The organism is Paenibacillus sp. FSL H3-0302 (genome assembly GCF_037982245.1).
Lineage (GTDB): Bacteria > Bacillota > Bacilli > Paenibacillales > Paenibacillaceae > Paenibacillus_AQ > Paenibacillus_AQ odorifer.
On the sequence record NZ_CP150284.1, the window covers coordinates 2,200,730 to 2,221,506 of the forward strand.

The following is a 20,777-nucleotide window of genomic DNA, read 5'->3' on the forward strand; positions in this document are numbered from 1 at the left end:
GGAGCCCGCTCTGTTTTGCTATTCCAAGAATTGTAGGGTATTGTTTATTATCTTAGTCTTCCGCTGACAATATAGCTGTGTAATGCGTGAAATACACCTGCTCGGTTAAAGGCTACAAGAATAACTAGAATAACGGGACCGATGATCAGCCCAAGCATACCGAACAGCTGCAAACCTGCAAACATACCGACTAGCATAGCAAGGGGATCAAGCCCAATGCTGCTGGCGAGCACTTTCGGCTCAAGCACTTGGCGGGTTACAAGGATAACGGCATATAGGATAGTAAGTCCGATCCCCAGTGCCAGATTGTCTGTCATGTAAGAGTATAACGCCCAAGGAATCATTACGATTCCAACCCCTAAATAAGGCAACAGATCCACAAAACCAATCATTAAGCCAATAGCGAAAGCAGATTTTACACCCAAGAGCAGCAACCCGATCACGACAATGACCGCTGTAATGGAGATCAGGATTAGCTGAGCCCGGAGATAGCCGAAGAGAGCTTTTCGCAGATCCCGCCAGATACCCGATACCGGCTTTAAGAATGGGGCTGGCAGCCAGCCTGTGAGTTTGGCATTATGTCTTTCCCAGCTAGTACTAATAAAAAAGGCAGCGAGAACGACCACGATAAGAATTGTACCCATACTGGGTAGAGCGGAGATCAGCTTTAAGATCACATTAAAAAATCCGGTCACCACTTGCGTAACTGCGTAACCAACGGTTTCCGTTGTTCTGCTGATATTGCTGTCAATGGTGGCGTGATAGTCAGGATTGTCGCGGTAGAACTGATTTATCTGGTTAATGATATTCTGTATGCTTGCATTCTGGCTCAAGGACAGCAGAAGCTCTCTCCATTGGTCCGTATGAAGATTAAAGGTCTGCAGCAGCACGATCAATTCTTTCACTAGCCTTGTAATCATCGCGGTCAGTACTAGTGCGGTTCCGCCTATGTAAAATAGCAGCGAGAGCGACACCGCCAGCCACGCTGGGAGCTTAAGGCCTTTAAGAATCAACACTAGTGGATGCATGATATAAGCGAGCAACCAAGCGAGCAGGAGGGGGTATAACAGCGGAAGCAATAAATAGATTGCCAGCAGGAGGATAGAGGTAGCCAGAACGACCCACAGGCCGCGCAGCAGTCTTTTTAATGCTAATCGGTCCATACGAAGATCTACACCTCCTTCATTCCTGCGGATGCAGGGGAATAAAAGCTCGTCTTCATATATATTCATAGAACCTATTTAAAGACTAGGAAACGGGATAAATATTGGGCTGAACCGGATGCTATAAACTAAAATCTCAACTGTGAATCAAGGGTTTAGAAGTTTTTTTCTATCTCTGTGATAAAATCATTTGATGCGCTGCAAAGCTTCCACATTGTTCACATAACCGACAAAATCCAGTATGATGAATAAAGATTCGATTACGAAAGTCAGACAACATCCTCGCCGGATATGTCCTTGAACTGCACTCCTTAGATTTTTCAATGCTTTAAATTGGAAATGTTTACATGAAACCGAGAATGCTTTTTATACCTTGTTGGCAAAGGAGAGATATGCTATGACAGCTACCAAAGGCTTGGAAGGTATCGTTGCAACAACTTCATCCATTAGCTCTATTGTGGATGGGGTACTCACTTACCGTGGTTATGATATTGATGATCTCGCAGAAAATGCTACCTTCGAAGAAACCGCTTATTTATTGTGGTTTGGCAGTCTACCAACAACACCAGAACTGGAAGCGCTCAAACGGGATTTCAGTGCTTTCGCACGGATTCCTGAGCCAGTCATCGAGCAAATGAAGCTCTATCCAAAAGACACCAACACCATGGCAGCATTGCGGACTGCTGTATCAAGCCTTGCTCTCTATGATGAAGCGGCTGACGATATGAGTAGAGAAGCTAACGAGATTAAAGCAGTAAAACTACAGGCACAGCTCCCGACGGTTGTGGCGGCCCTATCGCGTATTCGCAAAAGTCTGGAACCTGTGGCTCCTAAAGAAGGCGTCTCGATTGCCGAGAACTTCCTGTATATGTTATGGGGAAAAGAGCCTGACAGTGTATCTGTTAAAGCGCTTGATACCGCACTTGTGCTTCATGCGGACCATGAGCTGAATGCTTCAACTTTTGCAGGCAGAGTTACGGTTGCAACCTTGTCCGATATTTATTCCGGCGTGACCTCCGCTATCGGCGCACTAAAGGGTCCACTTCACGGTGGGGCGAATGAAGCCGTTATGAAGATGCTTGAAGAGATCGGAAGTTTGGAAGCGGTTGAACCTTATATTCGTAAGAAGCTGGATAACCGCGAGAAGATCATGGGCTTCGGCCATAGAGTATACAAAAATGGTGATCCACGTGCTAAACACCTGATGAAAATGTCACTTGAACTTGGCACAATGAAAAATGATACTACGCTGTATGATATGTCCGTAAATATCGAGGAATTGATTACCGGACAAAAGGGACTTAAACCGAATGTTGATTTCTATTCGGCATCAGTTTATACACAGCTGGGTATTGAACGTGAGCTGTTCACTCCTATCTTTGCAATTAGCCGGACTTCAGGCTGGACTGCACATATTCTGGAGCAATATACAGATAACCGTATTATCCGGCCACGTGCAGAATACACAGGTATGATTGAACAGAAATACGTTCCAGTAGACGAAAGATAGAAGGGCAGCCTTGCAGGCTGCTCCTAAAGTTTAGTAGAATGAACCCTAGAATATATGCAATAATGCATATTCATACGTAGAGAGTTTTGTTCGAGGCTTGTCCATGAGAAATTAAATCCCACAAAACTTTAGGAGGAATACACTCAAATGTTGAAACTAGAAAAATTCGATCTGCCAACAGAAGGCGAACAAATCACAATTAAAGATGGTAAACTGCAGGTTCCTAATCATCCAATCATTCCTTTTATCGAGGGTGACGGCACAGGCCGTGATATTTGGAAGGCTTCCAAACGCGTACTTGATGCAGCAGTAACTAAAGCTTATGGCGGCACAAAGCAAATCGCTTGGTACGAAGTTTTTGCTGGCGAAAAAGCCTTCAATACATATGGCGAATGGCTGCCAAATGATACTTTGGAGGCAATCCGTGAATATTTTGTAGCTATTAAAGGTCCACTTACGACTCCAATCGGAGGCGGTATTCGTTCATTGAACGTAGCTTTGCGTCAAGAGTTGGATTTGTACGTATGTCTGCGTCCAGTTCGTTATTTCGAAGGGGTTCCTTCTCCTGTTAAACGTCCTGAGCTGGTGGATATGGTTATTTTCCGTGAGAATACGGAGGATATTTATGCAGGGATTGAATATCAAGAAGGTTCTGCTGAAGTGAAGAAAGTCATCGAATTCCTGCAAAAAGAGATGGGAGTTAACAAAATCCGTTTCCCTGAAACTTCTGGTATTGGTATCAAACCAGTATCCTCCGAAGGTTCAAAACGTTTGGTACGCGCTGCTATTGAATATGCGATCAAACACGGACGCAAGAGCGTAACGCTTGTGCACAAAGGAAACATCATGAAGTTCACTGAAGGTGCCTTCAAAAACTGGGGTTATGAAGTTGCTGAGCAAGAGTTCGGAGATAAGGTCTTCACTTGGAATCAATACGATGTAATTAAAGAACGTGAAGGTGAAGCTGCTGCCAATGCTGCTCAGAAGGATGCTGAAGCTGCGGGCAAAATTATCATCAAGGATGCCATTGCGGATATCGCATTGCAACAAGTTCTGACTCGTCCGACTGATTTTGATGTTATTGCTACCTTGAACCTGAACGGGGATTACCTGTCTGACGCGCTTGCTGCGCAAATCGGCGGTATCGGTATCGCTCCTGGAGCGAACATTAACTATATTTCTGGACATGCGATTTTTGAAGCCACTCATGGCACCGCACCTAAATATGCAGACAAAGATGTTGTGAACCCTGGTTCCGTGATTCTGTCCGGCGTAATGTTGCTGGAGCATCTGGGTTGGCAGGAAGCAGCAGATCTGATTTATAAAGGTATGGAAACAGCTATTAATAACAAAACCGTGACTTATGACTTTGCCCGCCTGATGGAAGGCGCAACTGAACTGAAATGCTCTGCATTTGCCGACGAGATTATTAATCACCTCTAAGATAGGCTGGCTCAACCAACTGAATATATTGAAGTTTAGCTAATACAAGCTATACCGACACCGTTCTAGGAGGAGAATCCTTGGCAATCAAACGTTATAAAATTACAGTTGTAGGTGCCGGTTTTACTGGGGCTACTACAGCTCTTATGCTTGCTCAAAAGGAGCTTGGTGACGTTGTGCTGCTTGATATCCCACAAATGGAGAACACAACCAAGGGGAAGGCACTAGATATGCTGGAAGCAGGTCCTGTACAGAAATTTGACAGTCAAATTACAGGAACCTCAAGCTATGAAGATGCTGCGGATTCAGATATTGTAATCATCACTGCAGGGATTGCCCGTAAACCTGGAATGAGTCGCGATGATCTCGTGAACACCAATGCAGGTATTGTGAAGTCGGTATGCGAGAACATAAAACGTGTAGCACCAGATTCCATCGTAATCATTCTGAGTAATCCAGTTGACGCTATGACCTATGCGGCATTTAATGCGCTGGGTTTTCCGAAGAGTCGCGTAATTGGACAATCCGGAGTGCTGGATACAGCCCGTTATAACACGTTTATTGCACAAGAGCTGAAGGTATCTGTTGAAGATGTACGTGGTTTCGTATTAGGCGGACACGGCGATGATATGGTACCGCTCGTAAGGTATTCCAGTGTCGGTGGCATTCCAATTGATACATTGATATCTGCGGAGCGTATTGATGAGATTGTGCAACGTACACGTGTAGGTGGCGGAGAGATTGTTAACCTCTTAGGAAATGGTAGTGCTTATTATGCACCAGCGGCTTCTTTAGTTCAGATGGCGGAAGCTATCTTGAAGGACAAAAAACGGATCATTCCGGTTATCGCTTTGCTCGAAGGAGAATATGGCTACGATAACCTGTTCATGGGTGTTCCGGCGTTACTTGGTGCCAATGGTATCGAGAAGATTTTTGAACTGGAGCTTACAGCTGAGGAAAAAGCGGCTTTAGATAAGTCTGCTGAATCCGTGCGTAGCGTAACAGCTGTGCTAACTGTATAGATTGTGACAGAGGTATGAAGAAACCCCCATTTTGTTCACTTAAAATGGGGGTTTCCTTTTCTTCTCAAGCAATAATGGGTATAATTAAATGTAACTATTATCACAGTTAAAACGGAGGAGATATGTTATGGATTGGAACGTGTTGTTTTTCTTACATATGATCGGAACCTTGGCACTTGGCTTCTACCTTGTGCTACCCTTCATCCTAGGACGTGCAGAGAAACTGTCGTCTGGGGCTAAAGAAGGAACGTTAAGTGCAGTAACCGGATTTAATCGTTTTGCGCAGTATGGATTGGTGATCCAACTCCTTACAGGCGGTTATATGATGACCAAAGGTGATTATTCAGTAGCGTGGATGATTATTGTTGTTGTGTTATTGCTAGCGATGTTTGCACTTGGCGGTATTATGAGCAAGCCTTTGCGTCTTGCAGCAGCTGGAATTCGTGAGAACCGCGACGTTAGCGCAGAGACTGGAAAATTGCGCACACTTAGTGCACTGCTTACGGTGTCATTGCTACTAATGGTATTCTTCATGGTGTTTAACGATATAGTTTAATCTATAGCGAATTATACCCGCCTCCGTAATGGAGAGCGGGTTTTTCGTATGTTCCGGTAATTTATCTTCATAAAACGTTAATCCCTGATAGGATTCGTATAAGATTTCGGCCGGTAATTTAACGGAGAAACACCCGTCCATCGTTTGAATTGTCGGCTGAAGTGGCTCTGGGAAGCAAACCCGAGTTGTTCAGAAATCCTCTGTATTTTTAAATCGGTATGAAGCAGCAAATGTTTTGACTTCTTTAATCTTAGGTTAGTTATGTACTGCCTAGGAGATATCTTATATATCTTTGTAAACAACTTATGGCACTGCACCCGACTTAAGCAAAGCTGCTCAGCAATCAAATTAACCGTGAGCTCCGGCAAATGAATATTGGTTGCAATATATTTTTCAATCTGATGAGCAGTTTCCACCTCGTACAAAGAGTTTGCTTGTCGCGCTGTGTTGGAATTCTCCGAATTCGAGAGCTGTACATCAATGAGTTCAGTCAAAATCATCAGGATGATCGCTTGCAAACGAAGCCTTTCTTTTACAAGAATCATTTCTTCAATTTCCTCGGGAAATCCAGTGGAGGCCGTCGTGGCGAGAATATTGTTCTTAATAAATTCATCCAAATGTTCCAGTTGGTGATTTAATCCCGAACGCTGCATTTGCTGGTTATTCCATTTCTGTACAGCCTGAGACTGAAACCATTCACGAAACTTTAAATCGTCAATATCGAAATGAAAAGAGAGGTAGATATAGTTGCTCAGGCCAGAATTAACTACATAATGACGTAAGCCAGGCGGAATAATTAACCAATCTCCTTTACCAAAGGCAATGGAACTTCCTTCTACATATTGATGGGAGTTGCCGTCGTAGCAATACAATAGTTCGAAGATTTTGTGATGATGATCAGGGTATGTCCACCCAGGTTCTGCTACACGATAATGAACACCGATCAGCTGCAGTGTACTTATAATGTTCGGAAAGCTGACTTTGTAAGCGATAGGAGTTCTCCTCCTTAGGATCAATAGGGATGTTCTTAATTATATCAAGGATACCTATACATATGACCATTTTGCAGTGTGAGCCGTTGATCATTCCATGGTTTTCGTTACAAAAGGTCAAAAAAAAGAATGAAATCATCATTTGAATCACTTTAGAGAACAGGGATAATGGAGGGACCTAGGGAAGTATTTCGAGAAACGGAAGGAAGTGTAATGAAGTGAGAAAGCTGTGTAGGAATATACTAATCTTATCTTCTTTACTTATGGCTTCATTGACTCTTACTCACGGTAAAACAGAGGCATCCCTATTAAAAGATGGGGCAGAGAGGCAACCTCCAACCCAAATTGCAAGCGTATACAAGTTCAATTTTACAAACCAAGTTAAAACAGGATATCAATCCGTTAGGTATGATCCTAATCGCGGTGCACAATTGTATGACTCATCTTTAGGTTATGGTTTTGTTCAAGAGACCAACGCTTTACCCGCCAGAGAAGTGCACACCGACTCAATTACATCCGATGGAACAGGTTTTTTCATCACAGAACCTATTTTTTTTGCTGAACCTAAATCTGAGAAAGATAATTATAACAACTACGGAATGGCGTTTCGAATGGATGCTCCCCCTGGAACCTACAACGTATATGTAAAAACGACTTCTGACGCAGAGGATGGGATCGTGTCAGTATCCGGAATGCAGACCAGCCGCTTGTTGAAAAGTGGACATTGGGACGCTGCAAAGCTTGTACCCGTCAAGCATACGGCTGTAGCCAAAGGGAAAGAGTGGACTTATACGTATGTAAACGGCCGTGACCATATAGATATTGAGATCGAACCGAACAAAGTGAACACAGCTGTGGGGATTGAGGAGATCATACTGGAACCGATTTTGCCTCAGCATAGAGCAGTTGGAGCTCTTCCGAATTTGTTTATACTTGGAGATTCTACTGTCAAGTCCTACACCTTCGACGAAGCACCAATGAGTGGTTGGGGCCAGATTATTGGCAGTATGTTTAATCAACATAAATTGAGTGTAACTAACTATTCCATGGGGGGACGCTCGTTTAAAAATGCCTATACAGAAGGTCGACTGAACGACATTTTACTGAATGGCAGCATTGGGGATTATGTGTTTATTCAATTCGGACACAATGATGAGAGCGCAGATGAGTTCAGACGTTACGGCAGAGGTTCGACAGAAGCAATGTATGAAAATTACCTTAAAGAAGTCTATCTCCCTGCGATTCAAGCCCGGGGCATGATACCAGTACTGGTAACCCCAATGTCCAGAATTAAAGGGAATGCAAGTCCGGGATATATCTATGAAAATTCTTTTAAATCAAGAAAGTTTGTAGATATTCTTAAACGGGTCGCAGATGAATCTGGAGTTACACTTATTGACCTTAACTCGGAAAGTCTGAAATATTATAACGAGATCGGTGTAGAAGCAATAACAGCCCTCTTCATGTCTATTGAAGCCGGAGAAACGCCAGGCAAAACAAATGACGGAAGTTACGCTAATGGGCATCCTTCAAAGAAAGTCGATGGGACTCATTTTAAAGAAGCGCTCGCCAAACAATTTTCACGGATGATTGTCACGGAGCTTGTAGAGAAAGGTGCTACTGGCGATTCTACTGCTGCCTCCATTACTCCTTACCTTAAAGGGAACGTTAAGCATGCGGCACTAACAGGGAACTGGGGTAAGATTTTTCCGGAAATAACGAATGATACGACGACTGGGGAAGCTGCTTATTACCGTAATCAAATTGAAAAATTAATCCAGCTGGGAGTAATGGGCAAAGACCGTCAAGGGAATTTTAATCCGGATACGGAGATGACAGTTGCTGAATTCACACGCAGTATTTCTAAGTTAATGAAAGTGGAAAGATCAGATCTTGCCTATTATCCGAAAGGTAAGCTGTCACGTGAAACGATGGGTGCTATTCTCTATGACGTTTACCAAATAAAGTTTGCTAATAAACCTAAGTACATGACTGATTATAACGGCACAGCAGTAGTGCCAGGAGATCCTGGCTATGATTCGAATTTGGAGCCAGGAGCTAGAGGTGCGATGTACTATCCTCTTGTATCCTGGACGCAGCTTGTTGATACAGCGGACATTTCTCCTTATTTAATTTCAAAAGTGAAAAGTGCATATGAATTAGGACTCATTAGATCTGAAGTGGGGATTGCCAGAGGCGAAATGGTCAATGGGACAGAACTAGAACCTACAGCTATAGTGACCCGGGAGAAAGCGGCCAAAGCTCTGTACTTTATGTGGGTGCTGGAACATGAAGTGAATGCAGAAAATCATGTTTCTTCTCTAAAATAGTCAGGGTGAACAATTCAAGGCACAGCAGCGATGCTGTGTCTATTTGTATGCAGTGAATTCCTCTCCACTTACAGCAGTATATCTCTCACGGTTGTTTATATCTACTTTCATTGTGGTAAGTAAGATTCGTAAAGCGATTTAAGAAAATGACAAACCCAGCGTATAAACGTGCATAGTTGTGCCATCCTAAGACGATCAGTTAACTATCAATTTGCTTAACGAGAGGAGATAGGGAAGATGTCAGGCAACAATAAACAAGCTACAAAAACCTTACCCCCACAGGAGCAGCATCATCAGCCAGGGATTGAGAGTGAAATGACGCCGCTGCCCAAATACGAGCCGGCAAATTATAAAGCAGCAGGTAAACTGCAAGACAAGGCGGCGTTAATTACCGGTGGAGACAGCGGAATTGGGCGTGCAGTTGCTGTGCTTTTTGCTAAAGAAGGCGCTGATGTGGTCATTTCATATCTTAATGAACACTCAGATGCAGAGGAAACTAAACGTCAGGTCGAGCAGGAAGGCCGCAAATGTATCCTAATTCCAGGTGATATCGGTGACGAGAAATTCTGTAAGGATCTTATTAAACAGACGGTGGAGGGCTTAGGAAAGCTTGATATTCTCATCAATAACGCGGCAGAGCAACATCCGCAAGCTAAGATCGAGGATATTACTTCCGAGCAGCTTGAGCGTACTTTCCGTACGAATATATTTGCGATGTTCTATTTAACAAAAGCAGCTATGCCTCATTTAAAAGCAGGATCTACAATTATAAATACAACTTCAATTACCGCTTATCGCGGAAGCCCGCAGCTGCTGGACTATTCATCAACTAAAGGAGCTATTCTTAGCTTCACACGATCCTTGTCCACGAATCTGGCAGAGAAGGGCATACGGGTAAACGGTGTTGCACCAGGTCCAATCTGGACACCGCTGATTCCCTCTACCTTTGATGCAAAACAGGTTAGCGAGTTTGGAGGTACACAGCCTATGAAACGGCCTGGACAACCAGAAGAGCTGGCACCAGCCTATGTATATCTGGCCTCTGACGATTCCAGTTATGTGACTGGACAGGTTATTCATGTAAATGGTGGCGAGGTAGTAAACGGTTAGATCAGTACAGCTAATGTGAATAAATGGGTGTATTTCAATAAAAAAATATGTTACTATAAACCACGTTAGCATTTTAAAATTGTATATTTATGTCACTAGGGGTGCCGATTGGCTGAGACGGAATGGATTTCCGGACCCTTTGAACCTGATCTGGTTAAGACCAGCGTAGGGAAGTGGAGAACGAATTTCTGTTGTCGGGCTATTTGTAGTGCCGTCTATATACAGATTCTGACTGCCTTCCTTACGGGGGGCAGTTTTTTTGTTTTTTACTGACCTACAGGGAAGTGAGAGAGGAGATCGTGATGTTGCAAGCTGAGATCCATCTAATATCAGACGGCAAGCTACAGCTGAGACATTTTGTTGAACTAGCTGTCACGGTGCAGACATGGGTCGATTATATTCACCTGAGAGATAAGCAATGTCCTGCATGCGAACTGCTCGCTGCGGCACAGAAGCTGTTGGCTACCGGTATGCCCGCTACCAAACTGATAATCAACGACCGGATCGATGTAGCCTTGGCAGCTGGTGCCGCGGGGGTTCAGTTGGCTTGGCACAGTCTGAGTCCGGTTACAGCCCGGCGAATTGCACCTCAGCTTCGGCTGGGGAGATCGGTTCATTCTCCGGTAGAAGCGGCGAATGCCTCAGAGCAGGGAGCTGATTATTGCTTGTTTGGTCATGTATTTCCCTCGGATAGCAAGTTAGGGCTGCCCGCACGTGGGTTAGAGCTGCTTGCAGAAACGGTGAAGACCAGCTCTATTCCTGTAATTGCGATTGGCGGAATTAGCCCCGCTAATGCGGCGCAGATCATTAGACAAGGTGCGGCAGGAGTTGCTGTGATGTCCGGTATTTGCGGAGCGGATGATCCTTATGAGGCCGCCAAAGCTATTCATAAGGCGGTTCATTCATAGCCTGGAGGTAACAGCATGGGCGAAGGGGGTGATTCAGAATGAAGCTGTTGATTAACGGGAAATCCGCAGAGTGTTCTGGTGGTATTCAAACTATAGCTGATTTGATCAGTCTTCCTGAGTGGTCGGGTCGTCTGATGATCATTGAGCTGAATGGAGAAATTGTCAGTAAGGAGAATTATGAAAGTACTGCTCTGAGCGAGGATGATCGTTTGGAACTGGTGCACTTTGTTGGTGGGGGTTGAGATGGAGCGGTATAGAATTTTGAGAAATTTATACGAACCAAAGGGAGGTAATTTCATGCATGACCCGTTACATATTGGCGGCATCGAATTAACCAGTAGATTATTTATCGGAACCGGAAAATATAGCCGGAATACGCTGATCCCCGAAGTGATCGCAAGCTCTGGTTCTCAGGTGATTACTGTAGCGCTTCGCCGAGTGGACCCGCAAGGTGGAGCAGAAAATATCATGAACCATATTCCCGGCCACATGACTCTTCTGCCTAATACCTCAGGAGCGCGTACAGCGGAAGAGGCAGTCCGTATTGCAAGATTAGCAAGAGCTGCGGGACTGGGGAACTGGGTCAAGATCGAAGTGATCAATGATCAGAAATACCTGCTTCCAGATAATCTGGAGACCATACGAGCTACAGAGATTTTAGCAGCGGAGGGTTTTGTAGTATTGCCATATATGAGTCCGGACCTTTCGGCTGCTTTACGTCTGAGAGATGCCGGTGCTGCTGCTGTGATGCCGCTTGGTGCGCCGATCGGAACGAATCGCGGCCTGCGCACCAAGGAGCTTGTGCGTATTCTTATTCAAGAAGTGAATTTGCCGATTATTTTAGACGCCGGAATTGGCAAGCCCTCGGAAGCGGCGGAAGCAATGGAGATGGGGGCCGCTGCTGTTCTGCTTAATACGGCTATTGCAACGGCACGTAATCCGCTCGTCATGGCGGAAGCGTTCCGCGAGGCGATATCCGCTGGCCGCAAAGCTTATTTGGCAGGACTCGGTCCTGTAGAAGAAGTTGCTTTTGCTTCGTCACCGTTGACTGGATTTTTGAACTGAATTTGATAGGTCACGAAAGGAGGGAAGATTAGCATGAGCTTTTTTGACACACTGGCCCGCTTGGAGCAGTATCCTTATGAGCAACTGTGGAAGGAGTTCCGGGAGGATGACGTTAGGCGGGCGCTTGGAAAAGACAAGCTGAACGAAAATGATTTGCTGGCATTGCTCTCTCCGGCAGCAACGCCGCTGCTAGAGGAGATGGCGTTGGCTGCACAGCGACTGACCCGTGCACATTTTGGTTATTCGATGCAGCTGTTCACACCGATGTATCTTGCGGATTTTTGTGTGAATCATTGTACCTACTGCAGCTTCAGCTCCATTTATGATTTTCCGCGCAAAAAGCTGTCCTTGGAGGAGGTTCGCAGGGAGGCTGAGAAGATTGCAGCTACAGGTCTGCGGCATATCCTCATTTTGACTGGTGAATCGCGCCGGGAGAATCCTGTCTCATATATTAAGGATTGCGTAGATGTACTCAGGGAATTTTTTTCCTCTGTCAGTATTGAGATAAATCCTCTATCAACTGCAGAATATAAAGAGCTTCTTCAAGCAGGGGTGGATGGATTAACACTATACCAAGAGGTGTACCACCAGGAGACTTACAGAAAGCTGCATGTTAAAGGGCCTAAAAGAAACTACCGGAATCGCCTGGATGCACCTGAACGCGGCTGTCAGGCAGGTTTTCGTTCTGTGAATATTGGTACGTTGCTCGGGATGTATGATTGGCGGCAAGAGGCATTCCAAAGTGCCATGCATGCCCGCTATTTGCAGGATCGGTATCCAGATTGCGAGATCAGTCTGTCACCTCCGCGGTTTCGGCCTTATTTAGGGGAATTTAACCCGGAGTGTGATGTTACCGACCGATCGCTAGTGCAGATTATTTTGGCATACCGGTTATTTTTACCCCGTTCGGGCATTACTTTATCTACAAGAGAGCCTGCCTCTCTACGCGATCATTTAATTCATCTAGGAATAACTAAGATGTCAGCCGGGGTCACTACTGAGGTGGGCGGTCACACTAATGCAGGGGGAACTCCGCAATTCGAAATATCCGATAGCCGTAGTGTGCAGGAGATTACGGAAATGCTATATACGAAGGGTTTGCAGCCCATTTTTAAAGACTGGGATATCCTGACCGAATCAACAACGTAACGCTTGTATTATCAATTATTAATCACTAAATGGACCCCTGCGAGATTCATGCGGAGGTCCATTTTTTATTGTATAGAGGGTGTTTAGTTTCCGGCAGAGAGCTCATCGAGAGACATTTCGAAACTCGGTGCCATATGAGTCAGAAAATAATCCACTTCCTGCAGGTCAAGCCCACGAAGTTTTGCTGCTGTCTGCTCCTTCGCGGCGGCAAATTCTCGGTTTCCTGCAGCAACTTCCCATACGCATTTCAAATAAGCATCCAGCCGATCAGCGGCTTTCACATAGCTGTGCAGCAGAATGTCCTCTGAATCGGGAGGGCTGTCTTCCGGCCGTATAAGCTGAGTGTAGATGCTTTTCAGCTCTGATGGAATCATTTCAGTTAAGCGATCAGCCGCAACTTTCTCCATTTCGCGGAAGCTGGTGAGCAAGCGAGGATTGTTGTATTTTACCGGCGTGGCGATGTCACCTGTGAACACTTCGCTGGCATCATGGAACAGAGCTAGGGTTGCTGCTCGTTCTGCGTTTAGTGAACGTCCAAAATGAACATTACCGATGGAACAGAGCATATGTGTGAGCAATGCAACATGAAAAGAATGCTCAGCGACGTTCTCCGGTGCGGTGCTGCGCATCAAGCTCCAGCGCTGAATATACTGAAGACGATATAGATAGGCAGAAAAATGGTAGCTCAATTTTAAAGTAACCCCTTTCATGCGGTGCTAGGTATGATATTATTATACTAATTGTATCAAACTTTAGATAACCTGGAACTGCCGAGAGGAGCTTGAATGAAGATGCAGCATTTTGAAGACAGTATTTATAACCTTATCGTAGAAACTTCCACGAATTTGCCGGGAGATGTACGCCGGGCAGTTGCAAAAGGTCGCGCGCTGGAAGACAGGGCTACCCGGTCCGGTCTTGCTTTAACCACGATTGCGCAAAATATCGGAATGGCTGAGCAGCAAGTGTCTCCGATCTGTCAGGATACGGGAATGCCTACATTTATCATTCACACCCCTGTGGGAATCAATCAGATTGAGATGAAAAAAGATATTCATAATGCCATTGTACGAGCGACCAAGAATGGTAAACTTCGTCCCAATTCTGTAGATTCATTAACAGGTGAGAATAGCGGAGATAACTTGGGTGCAGGCACACCAGTCATTCATTTCGAACAATGGGAAGAGGATAAAATAGACGTTAGACTTATTCTGAAGGGTGGAGGCTGCGAGAATAAAAATATTCAATACAGTCTCCCGGCAGAATTAGAAGGACTCGGCAAAGCGGGTCGGGATCTGGACGGAATCCGTAAATGTATTTTACACGCGGTATATCAGGCGCAGGGACAAGGCTGCAGTGCCGGTTTTATTGGCGTGGGTATCGGCGGTGACCGTACGACTGGCTACGAGCTGGCTAAGAAGCAGCTGTTCCGCAAAGTGGAGGATGTTAATCCAATAGAAGACCTTAGTAAGCTGGAAGACTATATTATGGAGAATGCTAACAAGCTTGGAATTGGCACGATGGGCTTTGGTGGTGAAGTATCGCTGCTGGGCTGTAAGGTTGACGTAATGAATCGTCTGCCAGCTAGCTTTTTCGTATCTGTTGCTTATAACTGTTGGGCCTTCCGCCGCCAAGGGGTGCTGGTTGATCCATCCACAGGCAATATAGAGGATTGGTTGTATGAGAGTGGTACAGGGATATCTGTAGATGATGAAGGGGCACATGAATCTGAAGCGGTAATTGCTGAGGGAGCTAACAGCCCAGCCTCTGAATCGCGGGAAGTACGTCTTACAACGCCGATAAGTGAAGAGGATATCCGTAGTCTGCGTGTTGGAGACGTGGTTATTTTATCCGGTGAAATGCATACAGGCCGTGATGCTTTGCACAAATATTTAATGGATCATGAGTCTCCGGTAGATCTGGAAGGGGCTGTGATTTATCATTGTGGTCCTGTGATGATGAAAGATGAGGAAGGCTGGCATGTAAAAGCTGCGGGACCAACTACGAGCATTCGTGAAGAGCCTTATCAAGGCGATATTATCAAAAAATTTGGAATCCGTGCAGTCATCGGAAAAGGTGGTATGGGTCCAAAAACGTTAAAAGCGTTACAGGAGCACGGCGGGGTATACCTCAATGCGATTGGTGGAGCCGCCCAGTATTATGCAGAGTGCATTAAGAAGGTCAACGCTGTTGATTTTATGGAATTTGGTATTCCTGAGGCGATGTGGCATCTCGATGTGGAGGGTTTTGCAGCGATTGTGACGATGGATGCTCACGGCAACAGTCTGCATGCGGATGTGGAAAAAGATTCTGCAGCTAAATTGACTCAATTCAAGGAGCCAGTGTTTAAATAAATGGGGTTACAACCGGTGGATAAGTCATGAGGAGGGCAGATTCTCTGAATGGCTTTTCCATGGGTTCTAATCAAATTATAAGGATTTATATGTCCAGACTATAAATGATCCTTAAGGAACGCCGAAGGCGTTTTTACCTGTCTAAAGGAGGACAACGAATGGCACCACATTATATTAGAAATGGGTTTCTTAACGTTACGCCGTATTTTATTGCGGAAGATGCAGACCAATTGATAGATTTTGTTGTGCACTGCTTTGATGCCAAAATTATTGATATGCTGCGAAATGATGAGGGAAGGATTAGGCATGCCGAGGTCAGAATCGGTGATTCCATCATTGAGATTTCCGAAGCGAATGAAAAGTATTCACCGGTACAGCTTGCCATTCATCTTTATGTAAGAAATGTTGATGAGACCTACCGCAAGTGCCTGGATGCCGGGGCTTCTATTATTGAAGAACCACTGGATAAATCCTATGGAGAAAGAGGAGCAGGGGTTAGAGACCGTCAGGGTAATCAGTGGTTTCTTGCCACCCGTACAGAATAAACTCATGTGTTTTTACAAAAGTAATACAAAGTAACAGTCCAGAGTTAATCAACTCGGGCTGTTATTTTTATATAATCTACTCTGGAGGGCTTATGTCACGGTCATAGTCGTACTGGTATTTTGAAGAAAATGAAGTTAGGATAAAAGATACAATGATAAAGGGAGAGGCAAATTTCAGATGAAACCGTTTCGCGCTCGTCTTACGTTTATACTTATGGCCTTAATCGGTATTTCCATGATTGGTACTGGATTTACGATGGCTCATCTGTTTAAGAGCTCCCATATAACTGCTCTGGAAGAGAATATGTCCCGGGAAATAAGTTTGCTCTCAGGAACACTGGAATTTGTAGATATGAATTCATCAAATGCGATCCCGTATTACACTGAACAGGCGGAGCATATTTCTAAACTTTTAGATTCTCGGATAACGTTTATTACAAAGTCGGGTAAAGTAATTGGCGATTCTGAGAAAAACCCCTTGGAAATGGACAACCACTCCAATCGTGAAGAAGAGATAGGGGCTGCGAAAGAGGGAACTGGACGGGCAATCCGTTACAGCGAAACTCTAAAGCATGAGATGTTATATGTGGCTGGAAAGGTAACTTCAGATCAGGGATTTGACGGCTATATTCGGGTCTCAATGGGACTTGATGCTGTAACGCAAGGTCTTAAGCATGCTTGGATGATCATGGCTGCAGGTCTAATTATCTTGTTCTTGTCAGCAACTATTGTGAGCTATAAAGTAGCCTCAAGCATGACATCCCCGCTGGAGCAAATCACAAGAGTCGCCCGGCGGATTACCGATCTGGATTATGATGCTAGAGTTCATTTGAAGCGTAAAGATGAAGTTGGACAGCTGGCTACAGCGATTAATGCGATGGCAGACAGTCTTCAAGACCAGCTTAAGACGATTCGTGATAATGAGGATCTGCTGCAAAGCGTGCTGGATAATATGACTGGCGGCATCATAATGATCAATGCGGAAGAAGAGATTGCGCTGCTTAATCGAGCTTCAGAGCGAATGCTTGATGTCAGTAACGGTGAAATGGCGGGTCATTCGTACAAAGAGTTAAAACGGCATTATGAGCTAACCCGTCTGCTTGAAGAAGGGGTGTTAAGCCGGGAGCCGATTCATGAAGAACGAAGTATTTATAACCCAAGAGAGAGAATTGTACGGATGGACGCGGTTCCGATGATCCAGGATGGTACGTACAGAGGTATGCTTTTCCTATTGCAAGAGGTTACGGAAATTCGCCGTTTGGAGCGGATGCGTAGTGAATTTGTAGCTAATGTATCGCATGAACTCAAGACTCCGGTTGCAGCGGTCAAAGGGTTTGCCGAGACCTTACTGGGTGGCGGAGTTAAAGATGAGAAGACGGCGAGATCCTTCCTGCAAATTATTTATGATGAGAACGAGCGTTTAAATCGCTTGATTGGAGATATTCTGGAATTATCTAAAATCGAATCTAAACGGGTGCAGCTCGATTGCTCACCGGTTCATATCATTGAATTCTTTGATTCCGTGCTGGGAACCATCAGTAAAGTCGCTGAGAAGAAAAACATTAGTCTTAATGTAGAGGTTCCTGAGGAGCTATTCATTGAGGCGGATGAGGATAAGCTGCGTCAAATCTTTATGAATCTTTTCTCTAATGCGATTAATTACACACATGAAGGCGGAAACGTAAAGGTCTACGTTAAGAGTCTACTGAAACCAGACGGCTCCGAAAATGTTCAATTTACTGTTAGCGATACAGGTATGGGGATTCCTAAAAAAGATCTGCCGCGTATTTTTGAACGTTTTTACCGGGTGGATAAGGCAAGATCCAGAAGCTCCGGCGGAACGGGATTGGGGCTGTCTATTGTGAAGCATTTGGTAGATATGCACCATGGAGTGATTTCAGTTGAAAGTGATTTGGGAATCGGCAGTTCCTTTGTGATTGAATTGCCTTTGCTGCAGGAAGAAAAGACCGATTAGATTTTTGTAAATTCACTTTTTCAATTTTACACTAAGTTAACATTACGGTGATATGATGGTTTTGTTGCTGTTTTGTAAAAATCAAACTATATGGAAGACGGGGGAACCTATGGCTCAACGATTGCTTGTCATTGAAGACGAACCGACACTAGCCCGGCTGCTGTCCTATAACTTAACGCAGGAAGGTTACGAGGTGACGGTAGAGGATCATGGAACGGCAGGATATGATCGTGCGACGAGGGAACCTTTTGACTTGATCGTATTGGATCTGATGCTGCCAGGAATGAATGGCATTGACATCCTTGATAAATTGCGTGGACAAGGTATCCGCACACCTATTATCGTATTAACTGCTAAAAATGCTGAAGAAGACGTGGTTAGAGGGCTGAAATCCGGTGCTGATGATTATATAACCAAACCTTTTGGGGTATCCGAATTGCTTGCAAGAGTGAGCGCTGTATTGCGGCGGATTTCCGGTCTTGCTGAGGAGGCTCCACAAGAGACACCTATATCTGCTTCTACGATCATTCTGGGACAACTAGAAATCTATCCTGAGCGGTATGAAGTTTCCCTAGGTGGACATAGCATTAACCTGCGACCTAAAGAGTTCGAGGTATTGTTATATTTGGCTCGTAAACCAGGGGTAGTGCTGACAAGAGATGATCTTATGAACGCTGTATGGGGCTTTGATTATATTGGTGGACAGCGCACAGTTGATGTGCACGTAAGTTCACTTCGTAAAAAGCTTGAGCTAGATCCAGAATCCGTCCATATCGATTCCATTCGAGGTGTAGGTTATAAATTAGTTGTTAACAAAAAGAGAGCTCCGGTCATTTAGCATGGCTGGAGTTTTCTTCTTTATCCCGTTCATAAACAAGATTCAGGTGAGATTACACGCCGAATTGTAGGGAATACTATCACGTGGACTAATTCATCTTCACCAATTTTACATTGCGTTAACATTTCTCTCCAACTGTATTTACATTAAAAGCTTATTATGGAGAACGAAGATGATGAGAAGGAGACGTAAATACTAATGAAATCCATCATTGACATAGAGAAACTTGATCTCTACTATGAGTCATTTCACGCACTGAAGAATGTGAATCTGCAAATTCCGGAGAAACAGGTTACTGCTTTTATTGGACCTTCCGGTTGCGGAAAATCCACTCTGTTGCGCACGCTGAATCGTATGAATGATATGATTCCTGGTACACGTATTGAAGGAACTGTAAACATCGGCGGCAAAAATATTTATAGTGACGAGGTAGAGGTAGAAAGCCTGCGTAAGCAGGTGGGCATGGTATTCCAACAGCCCAATCCTTTTCCGAAGTCGATTTACGACAATGTAGCTTATGGTCCTCGCCTGCACGGCATTCGTTCAAAGAGCGAACTGGATGAGATTGTAGAGCAAAGTCTGCGTCATTCCGCGCTGTGGGAGGAAGTTAAAGATTTTCTGAAAAAATCTGCCCTTAGCTTGTCCGGCGGACAGCAGCAACGGCTGTGTATCGCCCGAGCTTTGGCAGTACAGCCGGATATTCTGCTCATGGATGAGGCAACGTCTGCACTTGATCCTGTGTCTACGCTCAAGATAGAGGAGCTTGTACAGGAATTAAGAAGTAAGTATACAATCGTTATGGTTACTCATAACATGCATCAGGCGGCACGTGTATCTGGTCGAACCGTGTTTTTCTTGAATGGTGTAATTGTAGAGGCGGCGGATACAGAGGTGTTGTTCTCTACTCCTAAGGATTCCCGCACCGAAGATTATATTTCTGGACGTTTCGGCTGATACGGGCTACAAGGGCGCTCGTCCTTGGAAATGGCAAGCTGACCATACATTAATGAGGAGGATCGCTCTTACTATGATTCGCAGAAAAGAATTTGATAAAGATTTGGAAGAGCTGCGCAGTCTGCTGCAGCAGATGGGTGAACATGTAATAGATGCTCTTGGTGGAGCAATTGTTGCTTTACAGAATCTTGATACTGTGCGCGCTCAGGAAATCATTAAAGCAGATTTGCAGCTGAATGCCATGGAAGATAAAATCATGGAAATTGGCTCACGGCTAATTATTACACAGCAGCCTGTAGCAAAAGATTTGCGCCGCATTATCGTTGCTTTCAAAATATCTAGCGATTTGGAACGTATGGGTGACTTGGCTATTGATGTTGCGAAAGCAACTATGCGCATCCATGGACAGCAGCTGATCAAGCCGCTTGTAGACATTCCACGTATGGCGGAAATTGTGACGACCATGATTGATGAGGCTATCCAGTCTTATCTGGATGAGAACACGGATCTGGCTTATAGAATGGCACAAGATGATGATCAGGTCGATCAATTATATGGTTCGATGATCAATGAGCTATATAGTTATATGGTGGCAAAACCGGATTCTGTATCCCAAGCTATGTTATTAACGCTGGTAGGCCGTTATATTGAACGGATTGCCGATCATGCGACTAACATTGGTGAGAGTGTTGTTTATCTGGTCACAGGCAGCCGTCCGGACTTGAATCAGTAATTTGCACTTACACAGCTTTTGTTATATCTTTAGTTAAACTAAGTAGCCGCCCTTTTAAAAGGGCGGCTACTTGTTGTATATCCTTAACATATCAGCTTATCCCACTGTTTAGGTTGGTAAAGCCGTTTCTACT

General features: G+C 44.7%; 19 protein-coding genes and 1 riboswitch. Of the genes, 16 read left to right on the top strand and 3 right to left on the bottom strand.

Features of this window, described 5'->3' with window-relative positions; translation table 11 throughout:
* Nucleotides 1–47 precede the first annotated feature (47 nt).
* On the bottom strand, nt 48–1,163 hold the full coding sequence (gene ytvI, locus MHH50_RS09570; protein WP_076124908.1) for a sporulation integral membrane protein YtvI: 1,116 nt from the start codon (nt 1,161–1,163) through the stop codon (nt 48–50).
* A gap of 397 nt (nt 1,164–1,560) precedes the next feature.
* Here ytvI and citZ point away from each other — a divergent pair, with 397 nt between their 5' ends.
* The 4 genes from citZ (at nt 1,561) to MHH50_RS09590 (ending at nt 5,694) form a co-directional block, all read left to right on the top strand.
* On the top strand, nt 1,561–2,673 hold the full coding sequence (gene citZ, locus MHH50_RS09575) for a citrate synthase (RefSeq protein ID WP_340034236.1): 1,113 nt from the start codon (nt 1,561–1,563) through the stop codon (nt 2,671–2,673).
* Nucleotides 2,674–2,820: 147 nt separating this feature from the next.
* The gene (gene icd / locus MHH50_RS09580) at nt 2,821–4,116 is read left to right on the top strand and encodes an NADP-dependent isocitrate dehydrogenase (RefSeq protein WP_036678918.1); all 1,296 of its coding nucleotides are present in this window, start codon (nt 2,821–2,823) and stop codon (nt 4,114–4,116) included.
* 80 nt (nt 4,117–4,196) lie between these two features.
* Nucleotides 4,197–5,138 (top strand): malate dehydrogenase, encoded by a 942-nt coding sequence (mdh, locus tag MHH50_RS09585; protein ID WP_076100099.1) that lies wholly within the window; start codon nt 4,197–4,199, stop codon nt 5,136–5,138.
* A gap of 127 nt (nt 5,139–5,265) precedes the next feature.
* Entirely contained in the window at nt 5,266–5,694 is a 429-nt protein-coding gene (locus tag MHH50_RS09590; protein WP_036678923.1) for a hypothetical protein, read from the top strand.
* Nucleotides 5,695–5,771: 77 nt separating this feature from the next.
* Here MHH50_RS09590 and MHH50_RS09595 read toward each other — a convergent pair whose 3' ends face one another.
* Nucleotides 5,772–6,710, bottom strand: coding sequence for an AraC family transcriptional regulator (locus tag MHH50_RS09595; protein WP_340034237.1), 939 nt, complete (start codon nt 6,708–6,710; stop codon nt 5,772–5,774).
* Between the two features lie 239 nt (nt 6,711–6,949).
* Between MHH50_RS09595 and MHH50_RS09600 the strand changes: the two genes are divergently transcribed.
* The 6 genes from MHH50_RS09600 to thiH all read left to right on the top strand — a co-directional run bounded on the left by MHH50_RS09600 (nt 6,950) and on the right by thiH (nt 13,248).
* Nucleotides 6,950–9,016 carry a GDSL-type esterase/lipase family protein gene (locus tag MHH50_RS09600; protein WP_340034238.1) on the top strand — a complete coding sequence of 689 codons (2,067 nt, stop codon included), beginning with the start codon at nt 6,950–6,952 and terminating at the stop codon, nt 9,014–9,016.
* 237 nt (nt 9,017–9,253) lie between these two features.
* Nucleotides 9,254–10,126, top strand: a complete 873-nt coding sequence (locus MHH50_RS09605) for an SDR family oxidoreductase (protein ID WP_038569678.1) — start codon at nt 9,254–9,256, stop codon at nt 10,124–10,126.
* An 87-nt stretch (nt 10,127–10,213) separates the two neighbouring features.
* Nucleotides 10,214–10,315: riboswitch (TPP riboswitch) on the top strand.
* 95 nt (nt 10,316–10,410) lie between these two features.
* Nucleotides 10,411–11,034, top strand: a complete 624-nt coding sequence (locus MHH50_RS09610; RefSeq protein WP_340034239.1) for a thiamine phosphate synthase — start codon at nt 10,411–10,413, stop codon at nt 11,032–11,034.
* Nucleotides 11,035–11,072: 38 nt separating this feature from the next.
* Nucleotides 11,073–11,276, top strand: a complete 204-nt coding sequence (gene thiS / locus MHH50_RS09615) for a sulfur carrier protein ThiS (RefSeq protein WP_038569682.1) — start codon at nt 11,073–11,075, stop codon at nt 11,274–11,276.
* A gap of 55 nt (nt 11,277–11,331) precedes the next feature.
* A complete protein-coding gene (locus MHH50_RS09620; RefSeq protein ID WP_340034240.1) occupies nt 11,332–12,099 on the top strand; it encodes a thiazole synthase in 768 nt (255 codons plus the stop codon).
* A 33-nt stretch (nt 12,100–12,132) separates the two neighbouring features.
* A complete protein-coding gene (gene thiH / locus MHH50_RS09625) occupies nt 12,133–13,248 on the top strand; it encodes a 2-iminoacetate synthase ThiH (RefSeq protein WP_339190338.1) in 1,116 nt (371 codons plus the stop codon).
* Nucleotides 13,249–13,331: 83 nt separating this feature from the next.
* Here the strand turns inward: thiH and yfbR are convergent, their stop codons facing one another.
* Nucleotides 13,332–13,937, bottom strand: coding sequence for a 5'-deoxynucleotidase (yfbR, locus tag MHH50_RS09630; RefSeq protein WP_340034241.1), 606 nt, complete (start codon nt 13,935–13,937; stop codon nt 13,332–13,334).
* Between the two features lie 102 nt (nt 13,938–14,039).
* Here yfbR and MHH50_RS09635 point away from each other — a divergent pair, with 102 nt between their 5' ends.
* From MHH50_RS09635 to phoU, 6 genes are all read left to right on the top strand, one after another.
* On the top strand, nt 14,040–15,599 hold the full coding sequence (locus MHH50_RS09635; RefSeq protein ID WP_340034600.1) for a fumarate hydratase: 1,560 nt from the start codon (nt 14,040–14,042) through the stop codon (nt 15,597–15,599).
* A 158-nt stretch (nt 15,600–15,757) separates the two neighbouring features.
* A complete protein-coding gene (locus tag MHH50_RS09640) occupies nt 15,758–16,144 on the top strand; it encodes a VOC family protein (RefSeq protein WP_076124919.1) in 387 nt (128 codons plus the stop codon).
* Nucleotides 16,145–16,322: 178 nt separating this feature from the next.
* The gene (locus MHH50_RS09645; RefSeq protein WP_076124920.1) at nt 16,323–18,119 is read left to right on the top strand and encodes an ATP-binding protein; all 1,797 of its coding nucleotides are present in this window, start codon (nt 16,323–16,325) and stop codon (nt 18,117–18,119) included.
* A gap of 109 nt (nt 18,120–18,228) precedes the next feature.
* The gene (locus MHH50_RS09650; protein ID WP_036678951.1) at nt 18,229–18,957 is read left to right on the top strand and encodes a response regulator transcription factor; all 729 of its coding nucleotides are present in this window, start codon (nt 18,229–18,231) and stop codon (nt 18,955–18,957) included.
* A 198-nt stretch (nt 18,958–19,155) separates the two neighbouring features.
* Nucleotides 19,156–19,911 (top strand): phosphate ABC transporter ATP-binding protein PstB, encoded by a 756-nt coding sequence (pstB, locus tag MHH50_RS09655; protein ID WP_036678954.1) that lies wholly within the window; start codon nt 19,156–19,158, stop codon nt 19,909–19,911.
* A 73-nt stretch (nt 19,912–19,984) separates the two neighbouring features.
* Entirely contained in the window at nt 19,985–20,644 is a 660-nt protein-coding gene (gene phoU, locus MHH50_RS09660) for a phosphate signaling complex protein PhoU (RefSeq protein WP_036678957.1), read from the top strand.
* Nucleotides 20,645–20,777: the final 133 nt, after the last annotated feature.